The 13,449-nt window shown below is 64.3% G+C and carries 11 protein-coding genes; 8 read left to right on the forward strand and 3 right to left on the reverse strand.

The window, feature by feature from the left end:
- The first annotated feature begins 437 nt into the window (after nucleotides 1-437).
- The 5 genes from QME24_RS13365 (at nucleotide 438) to QME24_RS13385 (ending at nucleotide 7,158) form a co-directional block, all read left to right on the forward strand.
- Complete coding sequence (locus tag QME24_RS13365; protein WP_232893014.1) at nucleotides 438-3,155, forward strand: LuxR C-terminal-related transcriptional regulator; 2,718 nt, start codon at nucleotides 438-440, stop codon at nucleotides 3,153-3,155.
- Between the two features lie 158 nt (nucleotides 3,156-3,313).
- Nucleotides 3,314-4,921, forward strand: a complete 1,608-nt coding sequence (locus QME24_RS13370; protein ID WP_054881933.1) for a response regulator — start codon at nucleotides 3,314-3,316, stop codon at nucleotides 4,919-4,921.
- Nucleotides 4,918-5,610: a HAMP domain-containing sensor histidine kinase gene (locus QME24_RS13375; RefSeq protein WP_009682688.1), complete on the forward strand. Its 693-nt coding sequence runs from the start codon at nucleotides 4,918-4,920 to the stop codon at nucleotides 5,608-5,610. Before QME24_RS13370 ends, QME24_RS13375 begins: the two co-directional genes overlap by 4 nt.
- Nucleotides 5,611-5,682: 72 nt before the next feature.
- Complete coding sequence (locus QME24_RS13380; protein ID WP_029887745.1) at nucleotides 5,683-6,327, forward strand: MBL fold metallo-hydrolase; 645 nt, start codon at nucleotides 5,683-5,685, stop codon at nucleotides 6,325-6,327.
- Between the two features lie 108 nt (nucleotides 6,328-6,435).
- Entirely contained in the window at nucleotides 6,436-7,158 is a 723-nt protein-coding gene (locus tag QME24_RS13385) for an OmpA family protein (protein WP_029887746.1), read from the forward strand.
- Nucleotides 7,159-7,193: 35 nt separating this feature from the next.
- Here the strand turns inward: QME24_RS13385 and pta are convergent, their stop codons facing one another.
- Both pta and QME24_RS13395 read right to left on the reverse strand, forming a co-directional pair.
- Nucleotides 7,194-9,281: a phosphate acetyltransferase gene (pta, locus tag QME24_RS13390; RefSeq protein WP_029887747.1), complete on the reverse strand. Its 2,088-nt coding sequence runs from the start codon at nucleotides 9,279-9,281 to the stop codon at nucleotides 7,194-7,196.
- Between the two features lie 31 nt (nucleotides 9,282-9,312).
- Nucleotides 9,313-9,615, reverse strand: a complete 303-nt coding sequence (locus QME24_RS13395; RefSeq protein WP_054881935.1) for a DUF3565 domain-containing protein — start codon at nucleotides 9,613-9,615, stop codon at nucleotides 9,313-9,315.
- On the opposite strand from QME24_RS13395, the gene QME24_RS13400 reads away from it, so the two are divergent.
- Entirely contained in the window at nucleotides 9,614-10,099 is a 486-nt protein-coding gene (locus QME24_RS13400; RefSeq protein ID WP_029887748.1) for a peptidylprolyl isomerase, read from the forward strand. The two genes, QME24_RS13395 and QME24_RS13400, sit on opposite strands and share 2 nt — an antisense overlap.
- Nucleotides 10,100-10,243: 144 nt before the next feature.
- Complete coding sequence (locus QME24_RS13405) at nucleotides 10,244-10,726, forward strand: glutathione peroxidase (RefSeq protein ID WP_009682696.1); 483 nt, start codon at nucleotides 10,244-10,246, stop codon at nucleotides 10,724-10,726.
- 11 nt (nucleotides 10,727-10,737) lie between these two features.
- Here QME24_RS13405 and QME24_RS13410 read toward each other — a convergent pair whose 3' ends face one another.
- Nucleotides 10,738-11,928 (reverse strand): glycosyltransferase family 1 protein, encoded by a 1,191-nt coding sequence (locus QME24_RS13410; protein WP_232893013.1) that lies wholly within the window; start codon nucleotides 11,926-11,928, stop codon nucleotides 10,738-10,740.
- A 176-nt stretch (nucleotides 11,929-12,104) separates the two neighbouring features.
- Between QME24_RS13410 and QME24_RS13415 the strand changes: the two genes are divergently transcribed.
- Nucleotides 12,105-13,421 carry a PAS domain-containing methyl-accepting chemotaxis protein gene (locus QME24_RS13415; RefSeq protein ID WP_054881930.1) on the forward strand — a complete coding sequence of 439 codons (1,317 nt, stop codon included), beginning with the start codon at nucleotides 12,105-12,107 and terminating at the stop codon, nucleotides 13,419-13,421.
- The last annotated feature ends 28 nt before the right edge of the window (nucleotides 13,422-13,449 follow it).

The following is a 13,449-nucleotide window of genomic DNA, read 5'->3' on the forward strand; positions in this document are numbered from 1 at the left end:
AATCCCACAGGCATAATTGGCCCGAAACAAACGTAGGAGCGAGCGCAGCTCGCGATGCGCCGCGCGGGCGGCGCTCGCTCTAACAGGCGCTGCATACCTTGTGGCAAACACCTGTCAGCCCTGATGCGATCCCTGTGGCTGCCTTGCCTGCGATGGGCCGCAATGCGGCCCCAGTTGCTTGAGGGAGCAGCATTACCGGTTTACCGGGGCGTTTTCATTGGCCGCTCTATGCCCTCGGCGTGCAAGCCTGAACGGGCGATAAGTCCGCTGAATACCTGCCCAAACCCGCCGCCCACCCCCGTGTCCATCAGCCATGTCGCTTTTTGTCGCAGTCTTTTCTACGGCAATTGTTTCCATCATCTTCAAATGCGTAGCGTTACCGGCTAGTCTCGCAGGCATCCATATCGCCGTAGTCTTCCAACCAGAACGAGCCGGCCATGACAGAACTGTCCCGCACGCATGGATTCGCGACTCAGGCCTTGGGCCTGCTGGACGGGCGTTTCTTCCGGCCGCCATTGCCGGACGGGCACGTGCCGCGCCCGCGTTTGTGCCAGCGCTTGTACGCCGGCCTTGGTGGCCGCTTGCTACTGGTCAATGCGCCGGCCGGCTTCGGCAAGAGCTCGCTGGCCATCGAGTTCTGCGAGTCGCTGCCCGATCACTGGCGCAGCCTCTGGCTGGGCCTGAGCCAGCGCGATGCCGACCCTGGGCGCTTTCTCGAGCGGCTGCTCGAAGGCCTGCAGCAGTACTGCCCGGCCTTGGGCGGCCAGGCCATGGGCCTGTTGAAAATGCGCCAGCGCCATCAGCCATTCGCCTTCGAGGAGTGGCTCGATGGCCTGCTCGACGAGCTGGCGCAGTACCTGCGTGCCGATACGCCATTGCTGCTGGTGCTCGACGACTATCACCTGGCCCAGGGGCCGGTGCTCGACCGCTGCCTGCAGTTTTTCCTCAACCACCTGCCGCCGGGCCTGGTGTTGCTGGTTACCAGCCGGCAACGGCCGGACTGGCACCTGGCACGTCTGCGCCTGTCACGGCAGTTGGTGGAGCTCAACGAACAGGAGCTGCGGCTGACCGCCGAAGAAGCGCTGGCGGTGATCGGTCGCCAGCCCAACGGCTTGCGAGGCCAGGCGCTGGACAACCTGATCCAGCGCAGCGACGGGTGGGTGGCAGGGTTGCGCTTCTGGCAACTGGCGGTCAGCGAGAGCGCCGACGAGCAGGGCTTGCCACAGGCCCTGCACGGGGGCGAGGGCCTGATCCGCGACTATCTGCTCGAAGAGGTCATCGACATGCTGCCTGCCGACGTGCAGGCCTTCCTCGATGAAACCGCCTGCCAGGAGCGCTTCTGCGCCCCGCTGTGCGATGCGTTGCGGGGGCGCGACGACAGCGCCGCGATCCTGCGCTTCTTGCAGGCACACCAGGTTTTCCTGGTACCGCTTGACGAGCATGGCCACTGGTTCCGCTACCACCACCTGTTCTCCGACCTGCTGCGCAGCCGCCAGGCCAGTGAGCCACTGGCCGACCTGCACCTGCGTGCCTGCCGCTGGTTCGAGCGCCATGGGTTGCTGGATGAAGCTGTGGAGCAGGCCCTGCGTGCCGGCCACCTCGACGTCGCTGCCGACCTGGTACAGAGCCTGTCCGAGGAACAACTGCTGGCCGAACAGAATGTCGGCATGCTGCTGCGCTGGAAGATGGACCTGCCCGACAGCCTGCTGATCAGTACCCCGCGGCTGATCGTGCTGTACAGCTGGGCGCTGGGCCTGGCCTGCCAGCTGGACGCGGCTGAAGAACTGGCAGGCCACCTCAGCCGCTTCCTGCCTGCACCTTCGGCGACCGCGCAAAAGTCCATGCTGGCCCAGTGGCTGGCACTGAGCGGTGTCATCGCCCGTGGCCGCGGTGATCGTGAGCGCACCCTGGCCTATTGTGGCGAAGCCCTGCAGAGCCTGCCCGGCAAGCGCTATGGGCAGCGCCTGGTCTGTTTGTCGACGTTGTCCAACCTGGCGATTGCCGATGGCGACTTCTGGCGCGCCCGTGGCTGGAACCGTGAGGCGCTGGAGCTGGCCCAGCGGGTCGGCAACCCGTTGTTCGAGGCGTTGGCGCATTATGATCGGGCGCGGGTGTTGCACGCCCGTGGCGAGGTGCTGCGCGCACTGGATGAAGTGCGCCAGGGGCTGCAGCGTCTGCAAGGGCTCTCGGCGCAGCGGCTGTATGCGGTGCGCGCCCGCCTGACGCTGTATGAAGGCTACCTGCTGGTCTCGCGCCTGCAACCGGCCCAGGGCCGTGCACGCTTGCGCGCGGGGTTGGGCGAGGCACGTGCCTGCCGCGACATCAGCGTGCTTATCGGCCACTGCGTGATTGCCACCCTTGATGGGCGCGACGGGCAGTTCGCCGAGGCCTTTGCCGAACTGGCCGAGGCGGAACGGCTGATGCATATCTGGGATGTGCCGCCGGTTTACTACCTGGCCATGATCACCCTGGTCAAATGCGAGCTGTGGCTGGCCCAGGGGCGCGTCGACCTGGCCGAGTCCTGGTTGCTGCGCCTGGGCCAGACCTATGGCGGTGAGCAGCCGGCGGCGGCGCCAGAGTTTCACCCGCTGCTGCCGGTGCATATCGCCCTGCAGCAGGCGCTGCTCGAACGTGTGCTGTCACGCCGCACAGAGGCGCTCGAGCGCCTGGCCGGGCTGGTCGAGCGCGGCCAGGCCAGCGGCGGCATGATGCTCACCGTCAGCGCGCTCAGCCAGTGGATGCTGCTGTTGCTGGACGAAGGCCGCGATGGCCAGGCCGCGCAGTTGTTGCCCGGCTTGCTGGAGGCCGCACGCGGGGGCGTGCTGCAACCGTTCCAGCCGTTGCTGCAACGGCACCCGCAGTGGCTGCAGGAGCAGTTGCTGGCCAGGGCCGGCTGCCCGGTGCAGGTCGACCTGCTGGGGCATTTGCCAGCGTTGCCAAGCGCCCCATGCGGTAGCAGCGAGGCCCTGAGCGGGCGGGAGCTGGCAGTGCTCGAACTGATCGCCCAAGGTTGCTCCAACCAGCAGATCAGCGAGCGCTTGTTCATTTCCTTGCACACGGTCAAAACCCACGCCAGCCATATCAACAGCAAGCTGGGCGTGGAGCGGCGGACCCAGGCGGTGGCCAAGGCCAAGTCACTGGGGTTGCTGGCGTAGTGCTGGCGGTGCTGGCTACCGCCCGTTAAAGTAATGGCCTCGGGCCATGTTCGCGGCCGATAATGCTCGATGCTCATCTTTCCCGGCCAGCTGCCGATACAGCGATCGGTGGCATCGCCTCGCGCGATTTTTCAATCATTCCAGGGCAGGTCGTGTTGATGCTGCAGTACGGGCAAAAGAGCTTTCTGATCGTCGACGATTTCACCGACTTTCGCACGTCGACCCGGTCCATGTTGCGCGAGTTGGGTGTGCGCGACGTCGACACCGCCGACAGCGGCGAGCAGGCGCTGCGCATGTGCGCGCAGAAGCGCTATGACTTCATCCTGCAGGACTTCCACCTGGGCGATGGCAAGAAGAATGGCCAGCAGGTACTCGAAGACCTGATCATCGACAAGCACATCAGCCATGAGTGCGTGTTCATCATGGTCACCGCCGAGAGCAGCCAGGCCATCGTTCTCAGTGCCATCGAGCACGAGCCCGACGCCTACCTGACCAAGCCGTTCAACCGGGTGGGGCTGGCCCAGCGGGTCGAGAAGCTGTTCCAGCGCAAAACCCTGCTCAAGCCGATATTGCAGGCGCTGGACCGCAACCGCCCGGGCGAGGTGCTGGCGGCATGCGCCGAGCTGTGCAAAAGGGACCCGCGCCTGGCACCCCTGTGCCTGCGCTACCGGGCCGATGCCTTGCGCAACCTCAACCGCTTCGATGAGCTGGAGAAATTCCTCAAGGCCATTCTCGCCAGCCGCCCGCAACCGTGGGTGTACGCGGCGCTGGGGGCCCTGATGCACAAACGTGGCCAGAATGCCCAGGCCCAGGGCGTCTACGAGCAGGCGCTCAAAGCCTTCCCGATCATGCCATCCTTGTACGATGGCATGGCCGAAGTGCTGGTGGCCCAGGGCGAAAGCAAGCGTGCGCAGAGCCTGCTGGAAGAGGCTGTGCGCCTGTCGCCACTGTCGGTGCGGCGGCAGTCGACCCTGGGCAAGCTGGCGTTGGAAAACGAAGACTTCGAAAGCGCTTCCAAGGCCTTCCGCCATGCGGTGAACCAAGGGCAGAGTTCGCGCTACAAAGACCCGGAAAACAACCTGGGCCTGGTGCAGGCGCTGATGAGCAAGAATGCAGGCTTTGGCCTGGACGCCCGTACCCGCGTCGAGATCAACACCACGCTCAGTGAAGTGGCCAAGGAAAACCCCGAAGACCAAGGCTTGCAGGTGCGTGCGCGGATGATGAAGGCCGCCAGCCTGCAACAGGCCGGTGACCCGGAGACGGCTGCCAAGCTGACCGATCAGGCCATTCTGCGCCTGGACAAGATGAACCAGTTCTTCTCGGTCGACTCGGCCCTCACCGTCGCCGCGCAGTTGCAGGCGATGGGCCAGGAAGCCGCCGCCATCGGCGTACTGAAAAGCTGTGTGGAAAGTTATGGCGATGACCCCAAGGTCATGGAAAAAGTGGGCAAGCTGACGGACGACCCGAGTGTGCTCAACGCCATTACCGAAGCGGTCACCCTCAATCGCCAGGGTGTGCGCAGTTACCAGGGAGGGCAGCTCGGCGAGGCGTTGCAACTGTTCCGCAAGGCGCTGGGTCTACAGCCCAGGAACATCAGCATCGCCCTGAACACCGCCCAGGCGCTGCTGCGCATTGGTGGTGAAACCCCCCAGCCCGCGATCATGCAGGAATGCCGCGACGCCTTGACCAGCGTGGCCGGTATCCCTGCCAGCGACAATCGCTATGACCGTTACCGCAAACTGCACATCCGAGTGTTCGGCGCATGAATCAAGACAATCAGGGGCTGGATTTTTCCACGGTGATCGCCTCCACCGTGCACGACCTCAAGAGCTCCCTGGCGGCGTTGATCCAGTGCCACGGCCAGTGGGTGGAGCGTCTGCCCGAGGAACTGCGCGGCGGCGCCGAGCAAGGGATCATGGAGCACGAGTTTCGTCACCTCAACGGCATGCTGGTGCAGCTGCTGGGGTTGTACAAGCTTGGTGTGAACCAACTGCCGGTGTGCCCGGACTACCACGAACTGGACGATTTCATCGAGGCCCAGCTGGCGGCGCATGAGGAAGTGCTCAAGCACAACGATATTCTCGCCACCTGGCGCATCGACACGGATAACCCGCTGGGTTTCTTCGACCGCGAGCTGGTGGCCTCGGTGATCGCCAACGTCATCACCAATGCCACCCGCTTTGCCGGGCATGCCTTGTTGATCAGCATCGAGGAGGCGGACAACCAGTTGGCCATTTGCGTGAACGATGACGGCCCGGGTTATCCACAGCGTATGCTCGACCGCCAGGAGGAATATACCCAGGGTATCGACTCGACCAGCGGCAGCACCGGCCTGGGGCTGTACTTTGCTGCACGCATCGCGGCGCTGCATGAAAGTGGCGGGGTGCGTGGGCGCATCGAGATCTCCAATGGCGGTGCACTGGGCGGTGGCTTGTTCAAGTTGTTTCTGCCGTAGGGATTGGGGTGCACCTGCCGGCTTTTCCTGGCAGGCTTTGCGCAGAACCCCGGCTTTACCTGCGAGAACACCATGACCCAAGCCCTGCCTGCGCTCATCCGCGAAACCTTCCCTGTCGGGCCTTTGCAGTGCAACTGCACGCTCATCGGCGACCCGTTGAGCAAAAAGGCCATCGTCGTCGACCCGGGCGGTGATCCAGACAAGATTCTGGCCCGCCTGCAGGCCCATGGCCTGACGCTGGTGAGCATCATCCACACCCACGCCCACTTCGATCATTTCCTCGCCTCCGGCAAGCTCAAAGCGCTGACCGGTGCCACGCTGCATCTGCACAAGGCCGACCAGGCGCTGTGGGACAACCTGGAGATGCAGTGCCAGATGTTCGGCGTGCCCTACACCCCGGTGCCGTCGCCTGATCGCTGGCTGGCCGATGACGAAGAACTGGCGTGCGGCTGCGGCGTGGCCTTGCATACACCCGGGCACACGCCCGGCTCGATGAGCTTCTGGTTCGCCGACGCCAAGCTGTTGATCGCAGGTGACACCTTGTTCCGTCGGGGTATTGGCCGCACCGATTTGTGGGGTGGCGACCAGCGGGCCATCGTGCGCTCGATCAAGGAGCGGCTGTACCGGCTGGACGAGGAGGCCACCGTGGTCACCGGCCATGGGCCTGATACCCGGCTGGGTGACGAGATGCGCGAAAACCCGTTCGTGCGTGCCTGATGGCACATGAAGGCGCTTTCATGGAATTTTTCGTTGCCGGTGCGTTCCAAGGCTGGCATAGATGCATTTGCGATCTGTCGCATTCATGAATTGAGTAGGAGCTTGTCCATGTTCACCATGCGTCGTCTGATTATCGTCGCAACTGCCGCTGCCCTGATGACCGGCTGTGCCAGTCAGAACCCTTACGACAACCAGGGGCAGGCGCAGGGCTCTACTGGGATGAGCAAGACTGCCAAGTACGGTGGCCTGGGTGCGCTGGCCGGTGCGATCGCCGGTGCCGCCATCGACCACAACAACCGTGGCAAGGGCGCCCTGATCGGCGCTGCCGCCGTGGGCGCTGCCGCCGCCGGTTATGGCTACTACGCCGACAAGCAGGAAGCCGAGCTGCGCGCACAAATGGCCAACACCGGTGTGGAAGTGCAGCGCCAGGGTGACCAGATCAAGCTGATCATGCCGGGCAACATTACCTTCGCCACCGATTCGGCCAACATCGCGCCAAGCTTCTACCAGCCGCTGAACAACCTCGCCAGCTCGTTCAAGCAGTTCAACCAGAACACCATCGAAGTGGTCGGTTTCACCGACAGCACCGGCAGCCGCCAGCACAACATGGACCTGTCCCAGCGCCGGGCGCAGGCCGTCAGCACCTACCTGACTTCGCAGGGTGTGGACAGCTCGCGCCTGTCGGTACGTGGCATGGGCCCGGACCAGCCGATCGCCAGCAACGCCGATGCCAATGGCCGTGCGCAGAACCGCCGTGTCGAAGTGAACCTGAAGCCGATTCCAGGCCAGCAATATGACCAGCAGCAGGGTCAGGTGCAGCAGTATCCCTGAATAGGCATGGGGGCCGCGTTGCGGCCCCGTTTGTTTCAGCGCCCTACGCTGGCCTGAATCGCCGTGAGGGCAATGGTATGGACGATATCGTCCACCTGCGCCCCGCGTGGCAGATCGTTCACCGGCTTGCGCAGGCCCTGCAGCATTGGCCCCAGGCTGACCCCGTCGGCACTGCGCTGCACCGCCTTGTGCGTGGTATTGCCGGTGTTCAGGTCGGGGAATACGAAGACCGTGGCGCGCCCGGCCACCTGGCTGGTGGGCGCCAAGTCCCGGGCAATTGCCGGGTTGGCTGCAGCGTCGTATTGCAGCGGCCCATCGATCAGCAAGCCTTGCGTGGCGGCCTGCGCTAGGCGGGTCGCCTCGCGCACTTTCCCCACTTCCTCATCGCTGGCCGAATCGCTTGAATAACTGATCATCGCCACCCGTGGCGCGATGCCGAAGGCTTGCGCCGATTCGGCACTTTGCCGGGCAATCTCCGCCAGTTCGGCGGCGCTTGGGTGAGGGTTCATCACGCAGTCGCCGTACACCAGTACCTGCTCGGGGAACAGCATGAAGAATACCGACGATACCAGGCTCGCCCCCGGCGCGGTCTTGATCAACTGCAGGGCAGGGCGGATGGTGTTGGCGGTGGAATGCACCAGCCCCGACACCAGGCCGTCCACCTCATCCAGGGCCAGCATCATGGTGCCGATCACCACCGGGTCTTCCAGTTGCTGCTCGGCCATCGGCGCGTTGAGGTTCTTGCTTTTGCGCAGCTCCACCATCGGCTCCACATAGCGCCCGCGAATCAGCTCCGGGTCCAGTATTTCCAGGCCTGGTGGCAGGGTGATGCCCTGCGCGCGGGCGACGGCGTCGACATCTTCGGGCTTGGCCAGCAGCACGCAGCGGGCGATGCCACGGGCCTGGCAGATGGCCGCTGCCTGCACCAGCAGCGGCTCTGCACCTTCTGGCAGAACGATGCGCTTGTTTGCCTGCTGCGCGCGCTGGATCAACTGGTAGCGGAACACCGCCGGCGACAGGCGCAGCTCGCGCGGGGTGCCGCAACGTTGGTGCAGCCAGGCTGCGTCGAGGTGGCTGGCGACAAAGTCGGTGATGAACTCGGCGCGTTCGCGGTCGTCCACCGGGATTTCCCGGTTGAGCGAATTGAGCTGGTTGGCGGTGTCGTACGAACCGGTACTGACCGACAGGATCGGCAGGCCCGCCTGCAGCGCGCCGCGGCACAGCCCGAGGATGCGAGCGTCCGGTTTGCTGTCACTGGTCAACAACAGGCCGGCCAGCGGTACGCCATTGATCGCAGCCAGGCTGACGGCCAGGATGATATCGTCGCGGTCGCCCGGTGTGACGACCAAGGTGCCGGAGGTGAGCAGTGGCACGGTATTGGCCACGGTGCGCGCGCAGATGATGATCTTGCTCATGCGCCGTTGTTCGTAATCGCCGGCATTGAGCACCTGGGCGCCAAGCAACTCGGCCACGTCGCGGGTGCGCGGTGCGTTCAGCTCGGGTTGATAGGGGATGCAGCCCAGCAGGCGAAAGTCATTGCCGCGCAGCAGCGGCGAGTGTTCGCGCAGGCGGGTGGCGAAGTCGGCCATGCTTTCGTCGGTGCGGACCTTGTTGAGGATCACCCCCAGTACTTTCGGGTCGCGTGGGCCGCCGAACAGTTGCGCCTGCAGTTCGACCCGCCCGGACAGCTCGCTGAGCACTTCGTTTTCCGGCGCCGAGACCAGGATCACCTCGGCATCCAGGCTCTTGGCCAGGTGCAGGTTGACCCGCGCGGCATAGCTGGCGTGGCGCGTGGGCACCATGCCTTCGACCACGACCACGTCATTGCCGATGCAGGCTTGCTGGTAAAGCCGGATGATTTCTTCCAGCAGTTCGTCCAGTTGGCCATCGCCGAGCATGCGCTCGACCTGGGCCAGGCTCATGGGCACGGGGGGCTTGATGCCGTGGGTACGGGCGACCAGTTCGCTGGAGCGTTCGGGGCCGGTGTCGCCCGGGTGGGGCTGGGCGATGGGCTTGAAGAAACCCACCTTCAGCCCGGCCCGTTCCAGGGTACGCACTAGGCCCAGGCTGATCGACGTCAGGCCGACACCAAAGTCGGTCGGCGCAATGAAAAATGTCTGCATGCGTGCTTCTCGAAATAAGCGGTGCAAGAAATTAACGGCCAAGGGTAGCGCTATCGGCCCCTTGTGCGCACCAGCCACATGCGAACGGCTGGCCGATACGCTGCAGGCGCTGGGCCGGGTCGAGCACCCACGGGCGTGCCTGCCACGGCGGTTGGTGGCGCAGGTGCTGGGTGTGGCCGCAGGACAGCTCGGCTACCCAGTGGCCGTCTTCGTCTTGGTGAAAGCCGATGATCCGACTGATGGACCGTTGCTGCACGCCAGTGCGTTCGCAATCGGGCGATGGCTTGGTTACACTGGTGCGCTCTACATTCTTTTGCAAAAGGTCTTGCCCCATGCTGATCGCCGCCAACAAGGCTGTCTCCATCGACTATACCCTGACCAACGACGCCGGGGAGACCATCGACAGCTCCGCCGGTGGCGCGCCGCTGGTTTACCTGCACGGTGCCGGCAACATCATCCCAGGCCTGGAAAAAGCCCTGGAAGGCAAGCAAGCCGGTGACGAACTGGAAGTTGCCATCGAGCCGGAAGACGCCTACGGCGAATACCTGGCCGAGCTGGTCAGCACCCTGAACCGCAGCCTGTTCGAAGGCGTCGACCAGCTGGAAGTGGGTATGCAGTTCCACGCTTCGGCGCCGGATGGCCAGATGCAGATCGTGACCATCCGCGACGTGGACGGCGACGACATCACCGTTGACGGCAACCACCCGCTGGCTGGTCAGCGTCTGAACTTCAAGGTCAAGGTCGTCAACGTGCGTGACGCCAGCGACGAAGAAATCGCTCACCGTCACATCCACGGTGAAGGTGGCCATCACCACTGATTTTCTGCGCTAAGCTCAGAAAGTCGCCAGGCGCTCGGGCAAGCCGATCTGCCTTCCTACGGGAGGTGGGCGGTTTGAACGGGCGCCTTTTTAGTGGGCGCGATTTGCCTGCGCGGCAACCCGGAAGCTGAGAGGGGGTTCATCATGAGTGCATTTCACGAGCTGAAACTGGAGGCGCTGAACGGCGGGGAGCTGCCCCTCGCACCGTTCAAGGGCCAAGTGGTGCTGGTGGTCAACGTCGCTTCCAAGTGTGGTCTCACGCCGCAATACAAGGCCCTGGAAAACCTCTATCAGGTTTACAAGGACAAGGGCTTCAATGTGCTTGGCCTGCCGTGCAACCAGTTTGCCGGGCAAGAGCCGGGCAGTGAAAAGGAAATCCAGGACTTCTGCAGCCTGAACTACGGGGTGAGCTTCCCGCTGGCGGGCAAGCTGGAGGTCAACGGGGCGCAGCGCCATTCGCTGTATCGCCTGCTGGCGGGTGAGGGCGCCGAGTTCCCCGGCGACATTACCTGGAACTTCGAAAAGTTTCTGGTGGGCAAGGACGGCCGAGTGCTGGCGCGTTTTTCTCCCCGCACGGCGCCAGATGACCCGGCGGTGGTGCAGGCCATCGAGAAAGCGTTGGCCTGACGAGGCCGCTCCTACACAGATCGCGTAGCACCCAGCCTCGAAGCAGGTGAAGTCGCAGCCTGGTTCCGGGCTGCGTGCAAATACCCCTCGAACTGCTCGACAATCGGCGGCCAGCCCTGGCGGCTGGCATGCTGCCGCGCATTCAGGCGCACGCGACGCAGCGTTTCCTCTTCCTCCAGCAGCCAGCAGGCGGCATCGATGAATGCGGGCTGGTCGCCCGGCATGGCCAACGCACCGTTGTGGCCATGGCGGATATGTTGCGCAGCTGCCGCCTGGTCACAGGCAACCACCGCCAACCCCGAAGCCATGGCCTCGAGCACTACGTTGCCGAAGGTTTCGCTTGTGCTGGGGAACAGGAACAGGTCGCCACTGGCGTAGTGTTGTGCCAACACTTCGCCGCGCTGGGCGCCGCAGAAGAGCGCCTCGGGGAGCTGCTGCTGGAGGGCGGCGCGCTGTGGGCCGTCACCCACCAGAACAAGGCGCAGGCGTTTCTGTGGATAGGTTTGCTGCAAGGCCTGCAGGCAAGGCTGTAGCAGGCGAAGGTTCTTTTCTGCCGCCAAGCGCCCGACGTACAGCACGGCGATGTCGTCTGCACCCAGCCCCCAGCTTTCGCGCAAAGCCTGGCTGCGCCGGGCCGGGTTGAACAGGCAGGCGTCGACCCCGCGGGCCAGCAACCCCAGGTGCTGGAAGCCGCGGCGCTCAAGCTCAAGGCGCTGGCTTGCGCTGGGCACCAGGGTGACCGCCGTGCGCCGGTGGAACCAGCGCAGGTAGAGGGTGAGCAAGCGGCTCAGCAAACCCAGGCCGTAGTGGCCGGAGTACTGCGGGAATTTGGCGTTGAAGCCACTGACCACCGCCAGCCCCAGGCGCCGGGCAGCGCGCAGCGCGCTCAGCCCGAGCGGCCCCTCGGTGGCGATGTAGAGCACGTCCGGGCGCTGCCGGCGCCAGCGGCGTAGCAGCGTGTGCATCGACACCTCGCCCCATTGCAAGCCTGGGTAACCCGGCAGGCCCCAACCGCGGCACAGCACCAGCTGTGGATTGTGCTGTGCGTGGTTATCGCCGGCCTGGCGTGGGCGAACCAGCTCAACCTGATGGCCGCGCTGGCGCAACCCTTCGCTCAAGCGCCCAAGGGTGTTGGCCACGCCGTTGATTTCGGGTGGGAAGGTTTCGCTGACGAGGGCGATGCGTAGCGCAGGTGTGTTCATGGCAAAAGTTTCTGCCTGCTCGATTGCGTCAATGTGACGGTCACGTGGCGCGCAGGTGACAGCTGACCATCGGCTTGTGCAGCATGCAGATTATTTCCTGGTGCGCCGCTCAAGGGGCCGTGCCGTCGGCCGATGAAGATGCATTCGACCACCTGTTGCGCTCCAGGAGAGCGGTGATGTTCAACAACAAGCTCAAGCAAGAAAACCGGCAACTGCGCGAAGACCTGATGTGTATCGAACAGGTCAAGAGCAGCCTCGACAGCGAGATGCTGGTGCTGCAACTCGACCCCCAGGGACGGATCGAGATGGTCAATGACAACTTCGAGAGCGAGATGCTCTACCGGGCCGACCAACTGCTTGGACGCAACATCGAGGACATCGTCCCCGCTCATGTGCGGTCGCTGGATTTCTACCAGCGGATGAAAGCCGCCATCACTCGTGGCGAGCACCTGAACGGCGCGTTTCGCCTGTTGCGCGGCAATGGCCAGGAAGCCTGGCTGCGCTCGATCCTGCAGCCGGTCAAGAACAGCGAGGGGCGCATTCGCTACTTCACCCTGCATTCCAGCGACCTGACCCGCACCATCGAGGCTTCGCGCGAACACGAGAGCCTGATCAAGGCGCTGATGCGCTCCACGGCGGTCATCGAGTTCGACCTCGACGGTAACGTCCTCACCGCCAACGAGCGCTTCCTGGCCACGGTCGGCTACCGCCTGGAGCAGATTCGCGGCAAGCACCATCGTCTGTTCTGCACGCCGGAAGAGGCCAACTCAACCGCTTACCAGGCATTCTGGGACAGGCTGCGCCGCGGCGAATACGTGGCTGACCGCTTCAAGCGCATCGATGCCCACGGTCGGGTCATCTGGCTGGAGGCCTCCTACAACCCGATCTTCGATGCCCACGACGTGCTGTACAAGGTGGTCAAGTTCGCCACCGTGATCACCGACCAGGTCAACCAGGAACAGGCGGTGGCCGAAGCGGCGGATGTGGCCTACACCACCTCGTTGGGCACCGATGCCAGCGCGCGCAAGGCTACCGAAGTGGTCACCCAGAGTGTCAGCGTGATGCGCGGCCTGGAAGCTTCGATGCAAGAGGCGGCCGAGGGTATCCAGGCGCTGGACACGCAGTCGCGGGTGATCGGCTCGATCATCAAGACCATCAGCGATATTGCCGGGCAGACCAACCTGTTGGCGCTCAACGCGGCCATCGAGGCCGCCCGTGCGGGCGAGCAGGGGCGCGGGTTTGCCGTGGTTGCCGACGAAGTCCGGCAACTGGCCTCGCGTACCAGCAGCGCCACCGAGGAAATCGCGCGGGTGGTGCAGCAGAACGAGCAGTTGGCGCAAGCGGCGGTGACGATCATCGACACCAGCAAGCGCCAAGCCGAACAGGGGCTGGCGCTGGCCGATCAGACGGGCAGCGTGATTGTCGAGATCCAGGACGGGGCGAAGCGGGTGGTGGACGTGGTTGGGCAGTTTTCCAGCCGGTTGGGGCACTGAAACCCAAACCAGACGCGCTCTGCTTTTT

The organism is Pseudomonas sp. PARCl1, assembly GCF_947311875.1.
Classification (GTDB): Bacteria; Pseudomonadota; Gammaproteobacteria; order Pseudomonadales; family Pseudomonadaceae; genus Aquipseudomonas; species Aquipseudomonas juntendi.

What these genes read in the sequence shown, in the direction of transcription:
- QME24_RS13365 (WP_232893014.1), top strand. Translation starts at nt 438, where the DNA reads ATGACAGAACTGTCCCGCACGCATGGATTCGCGACTCAGGCCTTGGGC.
- QME24_RS13370 (WP_054881933.1), top strand. Translation starts at nt 3,314, where the DNA reads ATGCTGCAGTACGGGCAAAAGAGCTTTCTGATCGTCGACGATTTCACC.
- QME24_RS13375 (WP_009682688.1), top strand. Translation starts at nt 4,918, where the DNA reads ATGAATCAAGACAATCAGGGGCTGGATTTTTCCACGGTGATCGCCTCC.
- QME24_RS13380 (WP_029887745.1), top strand. Translation starts at nt 5,683, where the DNA reads ATGACCCAAGCCCTGCCTGCGCTCATCCGCGAAACCTTCCCTGTCGGG.
- QME24_RS13385 (WP_029887746.1), top strand. Translation starts at nt 6,436, where the DNA reads ATGTTCACCATGCGTCGTCTGATTATCGTCGCAACTGCCGCTGCCCTG.
- pta (WP_029887747.1), bottom strand. Translation starts at nt 9,281, where the DNA reads ATGCAGACATTTTTCATTGCGCCGACCGACTTTGGTGTCGGCCTGACG.
- QME24_RS13400 (WP_029887748.1), top strand. Translation starts at nt 9,614, where the DNA reads ATGCTGATCGCCGCCAACAAGGCTGTCTCCATCGACTATACCCTGACC.
- QME24_RS13395 (WP_054881935.1), bottom strand. Translation starts at nt 9,615, where the DNA reads ATGGGGCAAGACCTTTTGCAAAAGAATGTAGAGCGCACCAGTGTAACC.
- QME24_RS13405 (WP_009682696.1), top strand. Translation starts at nt 10,244, where the DNA reads ATGAGTGCATTTCACGAGCTGAAACTGGAGGCGCTGAACGGCGGGGAG.
- QME24_RS13410 (WP_232893013.1), bottom strand. Translation starts at nt 11,928, where the DNA reads ATGAACACACCTGCGCTACGCATCGCCCTCGTCAGCGAAACCTTCCCA.
- QME24_RS13415 (WP_054881930.1), top strand. Translation starts at nt 12,105, where the DNA reads ATGTTCAACAACAAGCTCAAGCAAGAAAACCGGCAACTGCGCGAAGAC.